The sequence below is a fragment of the Thalassospira sp. GB04J01 genome (assembly GCF_000751115.1).
Taxonomy (GTDB): domain Bacteria; phylum Pseudomonadota; class Alphaproteobacteria; order Rhodospirillales; family Thalassospiraceae; genus Thalassospira; species Thalassospira lucentensis.
In genome coordinates this window covers 22,461-36,698 of sequence record NZ_CCDX020000024.1, presented here as the reverse complement: position 1 = coordinate 36,698, position 14,238 = coordinate 22,461, and the positions used below count along the sequence as shown (strand labels likewise).

Annotated in this window: 10 protein-coding genes; 6 read left to right on the top strand and 4 right to left on the bottom strand. The window is 54.9% G+C overall.

The genetic code is table 11. The features are described 5' to 3' along the window. Window positions 1-165: 165 nt before the first annotated feature. From glpD to AMM48_RS21875, 3 genes are all read right to left on the bottom strand, one after another. Window positions 166-1,704 carry a glycerol-3-phosphate dehydrogenase gene (gene glpD, locus AMM48_RS21885; protein WP_102785809.1) on the bottom strand — a complete coding sequence of 513 codons (1,539 nt, stop codon included), beginning with the start codon at window positions 1,702-1,704 and terminating at the stop codon, window positions 166-168. A gap of 240 nt (window positions 1,705-1,944) precedes the next feature. Then, a complete protein-coding gene (asnB, locus tag AMM48_RS21880) occupies window positions 1,945-3,879 on the bottom strand; it encodes an asparagine synthase (glutamine-hydrolyzing) (RefSeq protein WP_102785808.1) in 1,935 nt (644 codons plus the stop codon). Window positions 3,880-4,013: 134 nt separating this feature from the next. Next, window positions 4,014-5,957 carry a sigma-54-dependent Fis family transcriptional regulator gene (locus AMM48_RS21875; protein ID WP_102785807.1) on the bottom strand — a complete coding sequence of 648 codons (1,944 nt, stop codon included), beginning with the start codon at window positions 5,955-5,957 and terminating at the stop codon, window positions 4,014-4,016. A 362-nt stretch (window positions 5,958-6,319) separates the two neighbouring features. Here AMM48_RS21875 and adh point away from each other — a divergent pair, with 362 nt between their 5' ends. The 3 genes from adh (at window position 6,320) to AMM48_RS21860 (ending at window position 9,353) form a co-directional block, all read left to right on the top strand. Then, window positions 6,320-7,840 carry an aldehyde dehydrogenase gene (gene adh / locus AMM48_RS21870; RefSeq protein WP_102785806.1) on the top strand — a complete coding sequence of 507 codons (1,521 nt, stop codon included), beginning with the start codon at window positions 6,320-6,322 and terminating at the stop codon, window positions 7,838-7,840. A 79-nt stretch (window positions 7,841-7,919) separates the two neighbouring features. Then, entirely contained in the window at window positions 7,920-8,321 is a 402-nt protein-coding gene (locus AMM48_RS21865) for a DUF779 domain-containing protein (RefSeq protein WP_102785805.1), read from the top strand. 21 nt (window positions 8,322-8,342) lie between these two features. Beyond that, the gene (locus AMM48_RS21860; protein WP_146030442.1) at window positions 8,343-9,353 is read left to right on the top strand and encodes a hypothetical protein; all 1,011 of its coding nucleotides are present in this window, start codon (window positions 8,343-8,345) and stop codon (window positions 9,351-9,353) included. 74 nt (window positions 9,354-9,427) lie between these two features. On the opposite strand, the gene AMM48_RS21855 is transcribed toward AMM48_RS21860, so the two are convergent. Then, window positions 9,428-10,432: a putative sulfate exporter family transporter gene (locus tag AMM48_RS21855; protein WP_102785803.1), complete on the bottom strand. Its 1,005-nt coding sequence runs from the start codon at window positions 10,430-10,432 to the stop codon at window positions 9,428-9,430. Window positions 10,433-10,525: 93 nt separating this feature from the next. On the opposite strand from AMM48_RS21855, the gene AMM48_RS21850 reads away from it, so the two are divergent. The 3 genes from AMM48_RS21850 (at window position 10,526) to cydB (ending at window position 14,055) form a co-directional block, all read left to right on the top strand. Then, the gene (locus AMM48_RS21850; protein WP_347876290.1) at window positions 10,526-11,458 is read left to right on the top strand and encodes a LysR substrate-binding domain-containing protein; all 933 of its coding nucleotides are present in this window, start codon (window positions 10,526-10,528) and stop codon (window positions 11,456-11,458) included. Between the two features lie 216 nt (window positions 11,459-11,674). Further along, window positions 11,675-13,060: a cytochrome ubiquinol oxidase subunit I gene (locus tag AMM48_RS21845; protein WP_102785802.1), complete on the top strand. Its 1,386-nt coding sequence runs from the start codon at window positions 11,675-11,677 to the stop codon at window positions 13,058-13,060. Next, window positions 13,057-14,055 (top strand): cytochrome d ubiquinol oxidase subunit II, encoded by a 999-nt coding sequence (gene cydB / locus AMM48_RS21840; RefSeq protein ID WP_102785801.1) that lies wholly within the window; start codon window positions 13,057-13,059, stop codon window positions 14,053-14,055. Before AMM48_RS21845 ends, cydB begins: the two co-directional genes overlap by 4 nt. The last annotated feature ends 183 nt before the right edge of the window (window positions 14,056-14,238 follow it).

Here is a 14,238-nt window from a genome sequence, read left to right as displayed (position 1 = left end):
TCCCCTTGCAAGGCAGCGAGCCTTGCTGCGGTGAAGCTCCTGATATCCGCACAAATTCCTCGCGACCATTTCAAGCATTCAATTGGGTTCAGACCCTAGTGATACTGTCAGAAAAGAGGCGCACCAAGGTCTGGCCCGAATGGACAACCTGTTGAAAGTTCACATCTACTCGGCGGCAATCTTGGTGCGGTTTTCCTTTGCCAGTCGCTGTTTTAAAACCGCCTGCTGGTCCTTGGTCAAACGCAGCCCCAGTTTTGAGCGGCGCCAGATAAGGTCATCAAGGTCGCGCACCCATTCCTGATCCATCAGATAGCGTACTTCGGCTTCATACAGGTCATGGCCATAGCAGGCCCCAAGATCAGAAAGGGCGTTTGCCGTCCCTAAAATGGCGTCGATCCGCGTACCATAAAGCCGCAGCAAACGGGTAAGCATTGCCGCGGGCAACCAGTTATATCGTTTGGCGAAGACATCATACGCATCGTCAAAGGATGCATTGGGGAAGTCGCCACCCGGAAGTGGTGCCGATGCCGTCCAGGGTTGATCATTGTGGCCAAGCTGATCAGATACGATCTGCAACGCGTGCTCGGCCAGTTTGCGATAGGTGGTGATTTTACCGCCAAAGACATGAAGGGCGGGCGCATCGCCGCTGTTGGCTTCGAGTTTGAGGGTATAGTCGCGCGAAATTTTTGAGGCGTTTTCGCCGTCCCCATTGCCGGCATAGAGCGGACGGACCCCGGAATAGGTCCAGACCACATCATCGGTGCTGACGGATTTTTTGAAATAGCCACTGGCAAGTTTGCACAGATAATCAACTTCGTCCTGATCGATTTTGACGATTGATGGATCATCGTTGAAATCAACATCCGTGGTGCCGATCAGGGTGAAGTCATTTTCATAGGGAATGGCAAAAACAATCCGGCCATCGCCATTCTGGAAAATATAGCAATAGTCGTGATCAAACAGTTTGGGTACGACGATGTGGCTGCCTTTGACCAGACGAATGTTCGCCTTGGTTTTCGATTGCACAGCGCCGCCATCGGGTTTGATCAAGTCGGCACACCAAGGCCCGGCGGCATTGATCAGCATTTTGCCGGTGACAACACGGTCTTGATCATGATCAGTGTCGCGCAAGGTGACGTTCCATTGCCCGTCCATCTGCTTTGCGCCAACGCATTTGGTGCGGGTGAGGATTTCCGCACCGTTTTCACGGGCGTCCATGGCGTTGAGCACCACAAGACGGGCATCATCGACCCAGCAATCGGAATAGACAAAGCCCTTGGTCACATCCTCACGCAAGGGTTCCCCGGCGACGTGAGACGCGAATGAAATGCCCTTGGATGCCGGGAGTTTTTTACGCCCGCCCAAATGATCATATAAAAACAGGCCCAAGCGGATCATCCATGCCGGGCGCAGATCCTTGCGATGCGGCAGAACGAACCGCAGCGGCCAGATGATGTGCGGCGCATTGCCCAGCAGAACTTCGCGTTCGGTCAGAGCTTCGCGCACCAGACGGAATTCATAATGTTCGAGATAGCGCAGACCACCGTGGATCAGCTTTGTGCTGGCTGATGAGGTCGCACTGGCAAGGTCGTTTTGTTCACACAGCAAAACCTTCAGGCCGCGCCCGGCCGCATCACGGGCAATTCCGGCACCATTAATGCCGCCACCGATGATGATCAGATCGTAATTGGATGTGCCAGGCATTGCGGTTCTCTCTGCGTTTGATGGGTTGGTACCGCCATAAATAGTTCATTTTCGAAAATTTACAAGTTTCGAATTATGACATTTTTGCGATTGCGAGAACGGAACCCATGAAGACACACGCATCGTATGGCATCAAAAACCGGCCTGTTTTGGTAAATTTCGCGAATGAAAAAATGCAAAAACCCGCCTGACGGGCAGACGGGTTTAAACGCATAACAGAAATGGACGGGTATCAGATGGTTATGTCAGCCAGCGTTGCTGCCAGTCAGACAACATGGCAATGGTCCAAAGCTGATGACCCCAGTTGCGACGACCTGACATATGTTCCTGATGCAGGCGGTCGATATAGCGGCGATCCAGCCCAAGATCATTATACAGTGCATCATTGGCAAGATGGTCGCCCATCCATTCGCGTAACGGCCCGCGCAGCCATTGTGCCAGCGGCACACCAAACCCGGTTTTGGGCCGGTCGATCAATTCACGCGGGACGTATTTATAGAGAATCTGACGCACGGCATATTTGCCAACCGACCCGTTCAGTTTCAAATGTGCCGGCAATCGCCAGCCAAATTCGATCACCCGGTGATCGATGAACGGCACGCGGACCTCAAGCGAATTGGCCATAGATGCGCGGTCGACCTTGGTCAGCACGTCATCGACCATATACATCATCGTATCCATGACCTGCATCGAGGACACGTAATCAAGATTGCGGTTACGACAGAACTTTTCGCCCGGCACGCGGATTTTTTTGCGGCCCTCGCGACGGCCAAGCAATTTGTCGGTATCAAACAAGGATAGCAGCGCGTGATAGCGATCCAGATCATCCTTGATCGCCAGAAGCGGTGCGGCCTTGTGTATTTTATCGCCAATCGCACTGGTCGCAATCCCGCCCGGCACCAGCCCGACCAGATTGTCCCACTGTTCGGGCGATAACATGGTTAGCATACGCGCCACCATCGAGGCGCCAAAAGGAATGCTGCCTGCGGCCTTGCTGAGCTGTCGGGCCCAGAGATAGCGGGTATAGCCGCCAAATGTTTCATCGCCGCCATCGCCCGACAGGGCCACGGTGACTTCCTTACGGGTCAGGGCGGAAATCAGATAGGTCGGGATGGCGGAGCTGTCAAAAAATGGCTCGTCATAGGTTTCCGACAGCTTTGGCACCAGATCAAGTGCGTCCTGCGGCGTGACATAAAGTTCGGTATGGTCGGTTTTAAGGTGACGCGCCACTTCCCCGGCAAAGGCCGCCTCGTTAAAGGCGGCATCTTCGAACCCGACCGAAAATGTTTTAACCGGACGGTCGGAGACCGATTGCATCAGGGCGACGATGGTCGATGAGTCAATCCCGCCCGATAAAAACGCGCCGAGCGGCACGTCGGCGACCATGCGGCGCGAAACCGCATCGCGTAGCAAATCTTCAAGCGCGTCAATCGCACTTTGATCGTCCCCGCTCCAGGCGTGGGTTTGGCCATTAAGCACGGCATCCTCGACCGACCAATAGGCAAACTCAGATGCCTGATCGTGCCCGGTAATTTCGAGAATGTGACCGGGTTTGAGCATCTTGGCGTGGGCATAGATCGAATGGCCGGACGGGACATAGCCAAACCGCAAATAAGCTTCCAGCCCGGAATGATTGACCTCACGCGAAATCGCATTGCCCGCGAGAAGTCCTTTGACCTCGGACGCAAAGCCGATATTGCCGTCATAGCGCGACCAATAAAGGGGCTTAATGCCCAAACGGTCGCGCACCAGTGTCAGCTTGTTGGCGTTCCGGTCCCAAAGCGCGATGGCAAACATGCCAATCAGGCGCTTGACCGTTTCGCGCACGCCCCAATGGGCTATGCATTCAACAATGACTTCGGTGTCGGAATGGCCGCGCCATGCGATGTTGGCACTGGCAAGTTTCTGGCGCAGTTCTTCGGTGTTATAAATCTCGCCATTGTAAACCATGACATAGCGGCCATTGGCCGAATGCATGGGCTGTTTACCGGCATCGGAAAGATCAATAATCGCCAGTCGGCGCTGACCAAGGGCCAGCCCGTTTTCCGTGTCACACCAGACATCACCGCCATCAGGTCCGCGATGATGCAACGCGGCATTCATGCGCGAAACAGTATCGTGCAATCGGCTGGCGTCACCTTGCCCAGATAGCCATAAACCGGCAATTCCACACATAAAATAATCCTGTAAAACCCTGCCGTTACTTAAAACAATAACGGTGCATTCTACAATGAAAACCTTCTATAAAGAACGACTTGCCCCCAGAAAACGGCCTTACCCGATCCGCCCCCGCAACCATCAAAGAAAAATCAGGCCTTTTCGATGCCCAGTCGCGCCATGCGGCGATAGAGGGTATTGCGGCCAATCCCCAAGGATTTGGCGGTGTTGCTGATGTGCCATTTTTGATCATCAAGCAATTGACGTAAGGCAACCTCTTCGGCGTGCTTCATGGTTTGTATTGGCGACATCTTGGCATCGGCCTCTGTCGCCGTGACCTTGAAATCATCAGGCAGATGATCGCGGCGGATCACGCCGTTTTCGGCAAAGACGCAGGCATATTGCAACACATTGAGCAACTCGCGCACATTGCCCGGCCAGCGGTGTGCGACCAGCATGGCGAGAACTTCATCATCACAAGCGACGTTCGCGGCCATGCCGCCGAGCAACCGGGTGATCAAATCGGCAAGATCGCTGCGTTCACGCAAAGCCGGAACAGCAAGGCGTGCGCCCTTGATCCGATAGAGCAAATCTTCGCGGAACGTGCCGTTCGCCACCGCCTTGGCCAAATCAACATTGCTGGCGCACATCAGGCGGAAATTGACCGGGACTGATTTTGTACTGCCCAATGGCTCAATCGTGCGGTTTTCCAGAACCCGCAACAGCCGCCCCTGAGCTGCCAGCGGCATATCGCCAATTTCATCAAGAAAAAGCGTGCCGCCATTGGCTTCGCGGATGCGCCCGCCAAACCCGTCGCGCGCGGCCCCGGTAAAGGCCCCACCGGCATGACCAAACAGTTCGTTTTCAATCAATCCTTCTGGCAGGGCAGCACAGTTGATCGCCACGAAATTGCGTGATTTCCCCACCGCCGCATCATGGATGTGACGAGCAAGGTATTCCTTGCCGCTGCCGGTTTCGCCCGACATCAAAATATTGATATCACGCGCATGCAGTCGCGATCCGATATCAAAGATACGGCGCAAGGCCGGATCACGGTCGGGCATTTCAGTTTCGGGCTTGGGTACGCGCACCGGTTTGACCGGCATGGGCATTGATGTTGCCCGCCCGACAAACTGACGGCGCAGTTTTTCGGGCAAGGTGATACTGCCAAACAGCACCCCGCCCCCGGCAATGTTGACCGCCATCGCCGGATCGGCCTGATCACGCCCAATGTCAGCATGAAGATGTTTGCGACCGGCACTTTGATTGGCGAATTTTGCCAGCAAACTATCGACATCCATTTCAAAGACATCGCGAATGTCGCTGGAACTGCTGGCGGCGCGCAAGATACGGCGCGCCATGGATGTCGCCCCACTGATCGTGCCGTCCGGCGCGATGGAAATCATCGCATCGCGGGTTGATCCGACATGCTGCGATTCAGGGTGAAGGTGCAGGATGATGTCGCCTGCCCGCTCGTCAAAAAACAGGATGCGTTCAAGCGCCTCGGCATAATCGGCAATCATGCCGCGCACCCGCAGGCAATCGGTGCGCTTGATATCATCGCGCACAGCGGAAACATCCAAAACCGAACAAACTTCGCCATCCGGGCTAAACACCGGGGCGGCGGTACAGGTCAGGGCGGAATGCTGGGAGAGGAAATGCTCGTCTTTGTGGATGGTGATCGCACGGCCCTCAACAATGCAGGTGCCAATGCCGTTGGTGCCTTCGCGTTCCTCGCTCCAGACGGCACCGGGCAAAAGGCCGTTGGTGCGAAAGGCCGGCAGCAACGAATGGGCCGCCACACTGTCAAGGATGACACCCTTATTATCGGTCAGAAAGACCGCATAACCCGATGCATCAATCTTGCGATAGAGCGTGCGCACAAGATCATGGGCATGGTGATACAGCCGCCCGTTGCGGTCACGCAATTGCCGGGTCTGGCTTTCGGGCATGACTTCGGGACGGCGCAATGTATCGTGGGCCAGACCAAAGCGCTGTTCACACCGTTGCCAGCTTTCAAGGACTGCCCGATTTTGCGCAGCACCGCTTAGCTGCAAGGCGGCTTCTATCCGTCCGCCGGGAAGGTTTCCTGACATAGACGCTATCTCCCTTGTGTCGGCGTTTTGACCCGGAACGTCCGGCGCGCGGCTTATGCCGCATCCGATCACAGGCCAGATATTACCACATCACCCCCCTGCCACGCCAACCCGTTTCAGACCCAATCCACCGCACAATCGCGCGTGTTCCATAAACGGAACAATTTGTTCCACCTGCGCCAAGAAAACGGTCACATCCTAAGCACTCTCCACCGCTTCAGAAGTCATCCATCCACCTGAAAAAGCGTCGTTTTTTGTCTGATCCCCCGCCTGGCGCCCAAATGGCACGACCTTTGCGGGACTGGTGGGGTCACAATTAAAAACGGGCGAAAAAATCGCCTGTGAATCTCGGAGGAACCAAAATGATCTATAAGAATCCAAATGATGCCGGTAGCGTCGTCAGCTTCAAATCGCGCTATGAAAACTATATTGGCGGTGAATGGATCGCGCCGACCAAAGGCCAGTATTTCGAAAATGTCTCGCCCGTGAATGGCAAGGTATTTTGCGAAATCGCCCGGTCCTCAAGCGAGGACATCGAAAAGGCGCTTGATGCCGGTCACGCGGCGGCCGAAGCATGGGGCAAAACATCGGTAACGGAACGGGCCAATATCCTCAATAAAATCGCCGACCGCATGGAAGCCAACCTTGAAATGCTGGCGGTTGCCGAAACATGGGACAATGGCAAGGCGGTGCGTGAAACGATGGCGGCCGATATCCCGCTGGCGATTGATCATTTCCGGTATTTTGCCGGTGCCATCCGCGCACAGGAAGGATCGCTTGGCGAGATTGACGACAACACGGTTGCCTATCACTTCCACGAACCACTTGGCGTTGTTGGTCAGATCATTCCATGGAACTTCCCGATCCTGATGGCGGTCTGGAAACTAGCCCCTGCCCTTGCCGCAGGTAACTGCGTGGTCCTTAAACCGGCCGAACAGACCCCGGCATCAATCTGTGTGTTGCTGGAACTGGTGGGTGATCTTCTGCCCGCAGGTGTGCTGAACGTCGTGCAGGGCTTTGGCGTTGAAGCAGGCAAGCCATTAGCGCAAAGCAACCGGGTTGCCAAGGTCGCCTTTACCGGTGAAACCACCACCGGGCGCCTGATCATGCAGTATGCATCGGAAAACATCATTCCGGTCACACTGGAACTGGGTGGTAAATCACCCAACGTCTTCTTTGACGACATCATGTCTGCTGACGATGATTTCCGTCAGAAAGCCGCCGAGGGCCTTACGATGTTTGCGCTTAATCAGGGGGAGGTTTGCACCTGCCCGTCGCGCGCCCTTATTCAGGAAAATATCTATGACAAGTTCATGGATACGGTCCTGTCGCGCGTTGCCAACATCAAACAGGGCAACCCGCTTGATACCGACACCATGATGGGTGCGCAGGCATCAAACGAACAGATGGAAAAAATCGTCTCCTACCTTGATATCGGTAAACAAGAAGGTGCCGAGGTTTTGTGCGGCGGCGACAAGGCCGACCTTGGTGGGGACCTGTCGGATGGGTTCTATATCCAGCCGACGATCTTTAAGGGCCATAACCGCATGCGGATTTTCCAGGAGGAAATCTTTGGTCCGGTGGTATCGGTCGCCACCTTTAAGGATGACGCCGAGGCCCTTCATCTGGCCAATGACACGCTTTATGGCCTTGGGGCCGGTGTATGGACCCGTGATGGCACGCGTGCCTATCGGTTTGGCCGCAATATCAAGGCCGGGCGTGTCTGGACCAACTGTTACCACCTCTATCCGGCCCATGCGGCCTTTGGCGGGTACAAGCAATCTGGCATCGGGCGTGAAAACCATAAGATGATGCTGAACCACTATCAGCAGACCAAGAACCTTCTGGTGTCTTACGATCCCAAACCGATGGGCTTCTTCTGATCTAACGGGTTCATTCCCAACCGGACGCGCATTCTTGCTTGCGCGTCCGGTCACCTTTTCCCGACCAAGGAGGTGCATGATGACAGGATCAGACACACCACCTGACAGGGTGACGGCCACAGATGCGGCGATTGCACTGATCGGCAAGCTTAAATCCATTCATGGTCCACTGATGTTTCATCAGTCGGGCGGGTGTTGTGATGGCAGTGCACCGATGTGCTTTCCCGATGGTGAGTTCAAAACCGGTGATCAGGACGTGCTTCTGGGCGAAATTGACGGCAGCCCGTTTTACATGGGCCGCGCACAATTCGAATATTGGCGGCACACGCAACTGATCATTGACGTTGTTGCTGGACGCGGCGGCATGTTTTCGCTCGAAGGACCGGAAGGCAAACGCTTTTTAACCCGGTCACGGGTGTTTAGCGACGCGGAATGGCAGGCGTTGAAAGCCGCCGAGGAAAAGGAACCAATCGACAGCTAAACCAGCTTGGTGAACCGCCAGATGGCCAACATCACACTGCAACGATGGACATTCTGCCAACCCAAGGCATTGCGCGGACGTTATCGCTACCCCGATGACATATCCAACCAATGCCAGAAGATGCCTCTTCATGTTTCCGTGGCATCTTCCTCCTTGCTCGCTGTCCCCACCAGGGCAGCGGGCTTTTTTTATGCCGCCTGCTTTTTATGCCCCCTGCACGGTATAAAAAATTTGGAACAAACAGGCGGCGGCACGTGTTCTGCAATTGGAAATCGACCCCGGGACGCCAAGCGCCCGGATATGAATTCCAATATGAGAAAAGGAGCATTTATCATGCGCCGCTCAATGATTACTTTGACCGCCCTTTCTGTGCTTACGATGGGTGCAACGCCCGCTTTGGCCGCAGGCCAGCAGAAAGATAATCCTCAGGTCCCTGATGAAACCCAACAGTCGATGCAGCAAAATAGCGCCACTCTTAATGAGTCGGAATCTGTTCATCTTTCGGGCACCGTAAAAGAAATTACCGGTGACCAGTTCACGATGAACTATGGCGACGGCGAAATTGCAGTCGACATGTCTGATTATGACTGGTTCGACGAGGGCTTTGTCCAGAAAGGAGATCAGGTGCGGGTAAACGGTGAGGTTTCCGAAGGATTTTTCACCGACAAACAAGTCGTTGCCACGTCAATCTTCCTGCCTGAGCGCGGTGCCTATTACACCAACGGCGAGGACCGTACTGGCTTTGTCAACAGCAACGGCCTTGCAACTGGTGAAGAGTGGGTGACGCTTACAGGCGAAGTGACAGAAGTTCGTGAAGACGAAATAGCCCTTTCCACGGGCCACACAACCATCACTGTTGATTCCAGCGAAGTACCGGAAAATAGTGCGGATGGTCAGGCCCATCAGAAAATCCAAACCGGGGACCGTATTTCGGTCGCCGGGGAAATGGACGCAGCTGGGTTGTTCACAGAACGCGAGCTTCTTGCATCTTCGATCATCGTCATGAACGACAGTAACACCTACATGCAATAATCTGGCAGGTGTAGCTGCGACATGAACAAGCAAAGGGCCGACGCCGGTTTAAACGGCGTCGGCCCTTTTTGCTATCAGGTCAGGATTATCAATACCAGCAAGCCAAGCGTGCACAACACCAGCAAGGACAGAATGGCTGTGGCAATTACCCGACCACCAACATGCATCACGCTTCTGATGTCGACACTTAAACCCAATGCCGCCATGGCAAGGATCGTCAAGAAAGAAGACGCCGTGCGCATGGGTGCCAATGCAATGTCGGGCAATATCCCGAACGAACGAAACGCCATCATCACGATAAAGCCAATGATGAACCACGGTACGACCTGCGCGATGGGAAGCTTGGTCTCGCGCGCCCGTCCGCCGATCAACGCCAAGGTGAAAATCACCGGCCCCAACATCAGAACTCGGATCAGCTTGACCAATGTGCCAACCTGTACTGCAAGCGCCCCCGCCGGTGCGGTTGCGGCCAGAACCTGCGGCACGGCATAGACCGTAAGCCCGGAAAAGATGCCGTATTGTGCTGGCGACAAGCCAAGCGCGACATGAACCAACGGCAAGGCAAAGACAAACAGCACACCCAGCACGGCGGTAAAGGCGATCGACGCGGCAACATCATCAGACTTTGCTGAAATCACCGGGGCGGTCGCAGCAATCGCCGAGTTACCACAAATCGAATTGCCGCACGCCACCAGCATCGACAGTTGCTTTGACAGGCCGAGTGCGCGGCCAATGTGGAAACTGACAAACAGGCTGATGCAAACCGTTGCAATGATCGCCGCAATCAGCCCCCCGCCCGCATTGCCAATGGCCTGTGCGCTTATGGACGCACCAAGCAAAACGATCGCGACCTCAAGCACGGTCTTGGCGCAAAACTGCACGCCAGCACAAAACACGGGTGCCAAGCCAAAGATCGACCGCACCAGCACCCCGATCAAAATGGCAAAGACCAGACTTTCCACCCAGCCACGCCCCATAAAGACATGCTCGGCATGCTCTGCCAGCTTGGCCCCAAAGGCAACCAGCAGGGTCAGCATAAGTCCGGGCAGGACTGGTTTGATGCGGGCGTTAAAAAACATGTTTTGCCTGTGATTTAGGGACAAGCCGAAAGTCACATGTTCAACCATTTACTTCTATCGAATAAAAATTCATATTTCATTCGATAAAATCTAATGATTATATCCTGCCATGATATCGAACAGGCCAATGCCATGATGACGCTCGAACAACTCCATATCTTTGTTGCCGTCGCGGAGCGCGAACATTTAACCCGCGCGGCCGAGGCGATTGGCCTGACCCCATCGGCGGTCAGTTCGGCGATCAAGAACCTTGAGGGGTTTTATGGCGTGGCCCTGTTTAACCGGGTGGGACGGCGGATTGAACTGACCGAAACCGGGCGGCTGTTTTTGGATGAAGCCAAGGCAACACTCGCACGTGCGCGTGCAGCCGAATTGACACTGGCGGAACTGGGCGGCATGCAACGCGGTGAGCTTAATGTCTATGCCAGTCAGACGATTGCCAGTTACTGGCTGCCGCCGTTTCTGATGAAATTTCATGACCAGTATCCCGGCATTGAAATTCACCTGACGATTGGCAATACCAAAACCGTATCGGATGCGGTACGCGGCGGGGCGGCCGATATCGGTTTTATCGAAGGTGATATCGATGAACCGGCGTTGGCCAAACGCGAAGTTGCCGAAGACGCCCTTGTCATTGTCGTCGGCCCAAAGCACCCGTGGGCCGATGGCCGCCCGCTTGATCCACAGGCACTGGTGACCCAGTCAAACTGGATCCTGCGCGAAGCCGGGTCCGGGACACGGTCGGAATTTGAAAGTGCATTACGCGATCTTGGCGTTGATCCCACGCGGCTTAAAACCGCCCTTGTCCTGCCCAGCAACGAGGCGATCATTACCGCCGTTGAAAGCGGGTCAGGTGCCACCGCCGTATCACAATTTGCCGTCAGTTCGCTGATTGCCCAAGGCCGCCTTGCGCGCGCAGGATTTCACATCCCACCGCGCAAATTCATGGTCCTGCGCCACAAGGAACGCAAACAGACGCAAAGTTCGCTGGCGTTGGAGAAACTGTGCCTTGCCAGCACCAATTAAGAGGGTCAATGCGCAGATTTCACATTTTTTCAAGTGTAAATTGAGAATGCGCAATGCGGCGGTGCAAATAAGATTCTATCGGTCTTTGGAACGGACAAAATCCGGGACAGTGGATGCCTGAACAATTCCGTATCCCCGTCCTTCAAGGAGTGCCCTGCAAACAGCAGGAACCGTGGGTTTGTCCACAGGCTTCGCCTACCAAAAGGACCGTCGGCCATGCTTGATGCAGAAATACTGGCACGCATTCAGTTCGCCTTTACCATCTCATTTCACATCATATTCCCGTCGTTCACCATCGGGCTTGCCAGCTTTTTGTTTGTGCTTGAGGCCCTTTGGCTGCGCACCCGTGATGACACCTATCTTGCGCTGTACAAATTCTGGGTGAAAATCTTTGCCCTGGCCTTTGGCATGGGTGTGGTGTCGGGCATTGTGATGTCCTATCAGTTTGGCACCAACTGGGGACCGTTTTCGGAATTCACCGGCGGGGTCATTGGCCCGTTGATGGCCTATGAAGTGCTCAGCGCCTTTTTCCTTGAGGCCGGTTTCCTTGGCATCATGCTGTTTGGGTTGAACCGTGTCGGCCCGAAACTGCATTTCACCGCGACAACCATGGTCGCGGTTGGCACATTATTCTCGGCGTTCTGGATTTTATCGGCCAACAGCTGGATGCAGACGCCTGATGGTTACATCATTGAAAATGGCCGTGCGGTTGTGACCAGTTGGTGGGATGCGATCTTTAACCCAAGTTTCCCGTATCGTTTGGTTCATATGGTTCTTGCCGCCTTTTTGACGACGGCCCTTGTGGTTGGTGCGGTTGGCGCATGGCATTTGCTGCGTGATCGCGACAACCGGGCCGCCCGTATCATGTTTTCCATGGCGATGTGGATGGCGGCCATTGTCGCCCCGGTCCAGATCGTGGCCGGCGACATGCACGGGCTTAACACCCTTGAACATCAACCGGCCAAGGTTGCTGCGATGGAAGGCCATTTTGACACCCAGAATGGCGCGCCGTTGATCCTGTTTGGTTGGCCTGACATGGCGGCCGAGGAAACCAGATATGCGCTGGAAATTCCCAAACTGGGGTCGATGATCCTGACCCATGACTGGGACGGCAAGATTACCGGGTTAAAGGACTTCGCCCCCGAAGATCGCCCCAATGCGACCATCGTTTTCTGGACGTTCCGCATCATGGTTGGCATGGGGATTTTGATGGCATTGCTTGGTGTGGTCAGCCTGCTTGCCCGGTTGCGCAAAACGCTGTTTAGCTGCGTATGGTTGCATCGCTTTGCCCTTGTCATGGGGCCAAGTGGCTTTATCGCCATTCTGGCGGGCTGGTTCACCACCGAAATCGGGCGTCAGCCATGGGTGGTCTATGGGGTGATGCGCACGTCGGATGCCGGATCACCGATTGCGCCGACCGCCATTGCCGGATCACTGATTGCGTTTGTGATTGTCTACACCATCGTCTTTGGGGTTGGCACGGCCTATATCCTGCGTGCCATGAACCATGATCCGCGCCATGCACATGCGCCCAAGGACGAAGTTCTGCGCGCCGGTGGCCGCACCGTTGCCGCCCATAATCCTCCGCAGGCAGGAGAATAATCATGGATTATCAGCTTATCTGGGTTCTTTTGATTGCGGTTGCGGTGTTTGCCTATGTCACGCTTGATGGCTTTGATCTTGGCATCGGTATTTTATTTGCCGTCATCAAGGACCCCAAAAAACGTGGCCGGATGATGAACACCGTCGCCCCGATCTGGGACGGCAATGAAACCTGGCTGGTGCTGGGCGGTGGCGGGCTTTATGCCGCCTTTCCCAAGGCCTATTCATTGCTAATGACCGCCTTTTACATTCCGGTTTTTGCCATGTTGCTGGCCCTTGTGTTTCGCGGGGTGGCGTTTGAATTCCGGTTCAAAAGCCAGAACCATCAAAAACACTGGGATTTTGCCTTCTCGGCCGGGTCCATCATTGCTGCTGCCATGCAGGGTGCCATGCTGGGTGCGTTTATCGAGGGAATTGCGGTTGAAAACGGTGGGTTTGTTGGCGGGGCGATGGATTGGCTGAGCCCGTTTTCGATCTTTTGTGCCACCGCCGTTGTGGTCGGTTATGCGCTTCTTGGTACCGGCTGGTTGATCATGAAAATGGAAGGCGATTTTCAGGGCAGCCTGCGCCGCCTTGCCAAACCGGCCGTGATCTGGATGGCGGCCAATCTTGGCGTGGTGTCGCTGATGACAACCTATGTTAATCCGGCCTATGCCACGCGCTGGTTTGATATGCCCAACATGTTGATGCTGGCCCCAATTCCGTTGATCACCGCAGCCCTTTTATTCTGGCTCTGGCATGCGGTATCGCACCGGGAAAAGACGGTTTTTGGCATCACGCTTGGGATATTTTTCCTAAGTTACCTTGGGTTTGGCATCACGCTTTATCCCAACATCGTGCCGCCAATGATCACCTTCCGCGAGGCGGCTGCCCCGGACAACAGCCTGTCGTTCATGCTGGTCGGGGCCGCAATCCTGTTGCCGGTGATATTTGCCTATACCGCTTATGCCTATTGGGTGTTTCGCGGCAAGGTCGGGGATGAGGGGTATCATTGATGTTTACAGTCAAATCACCGAAAACCCGACGGATACTGTGGTTTGCGGGCCTTTATATCGGCAGCATCCTTGTTCTGGGTGCGGCGTCGCTTTTACTAAGGGCGATGATGGGGCAAGCTTAACAGGCCATCTTCCAAAACAGCAAAAGCCCGGCAGCGTGGATTTCTCCTGCTGCCGGGCTTT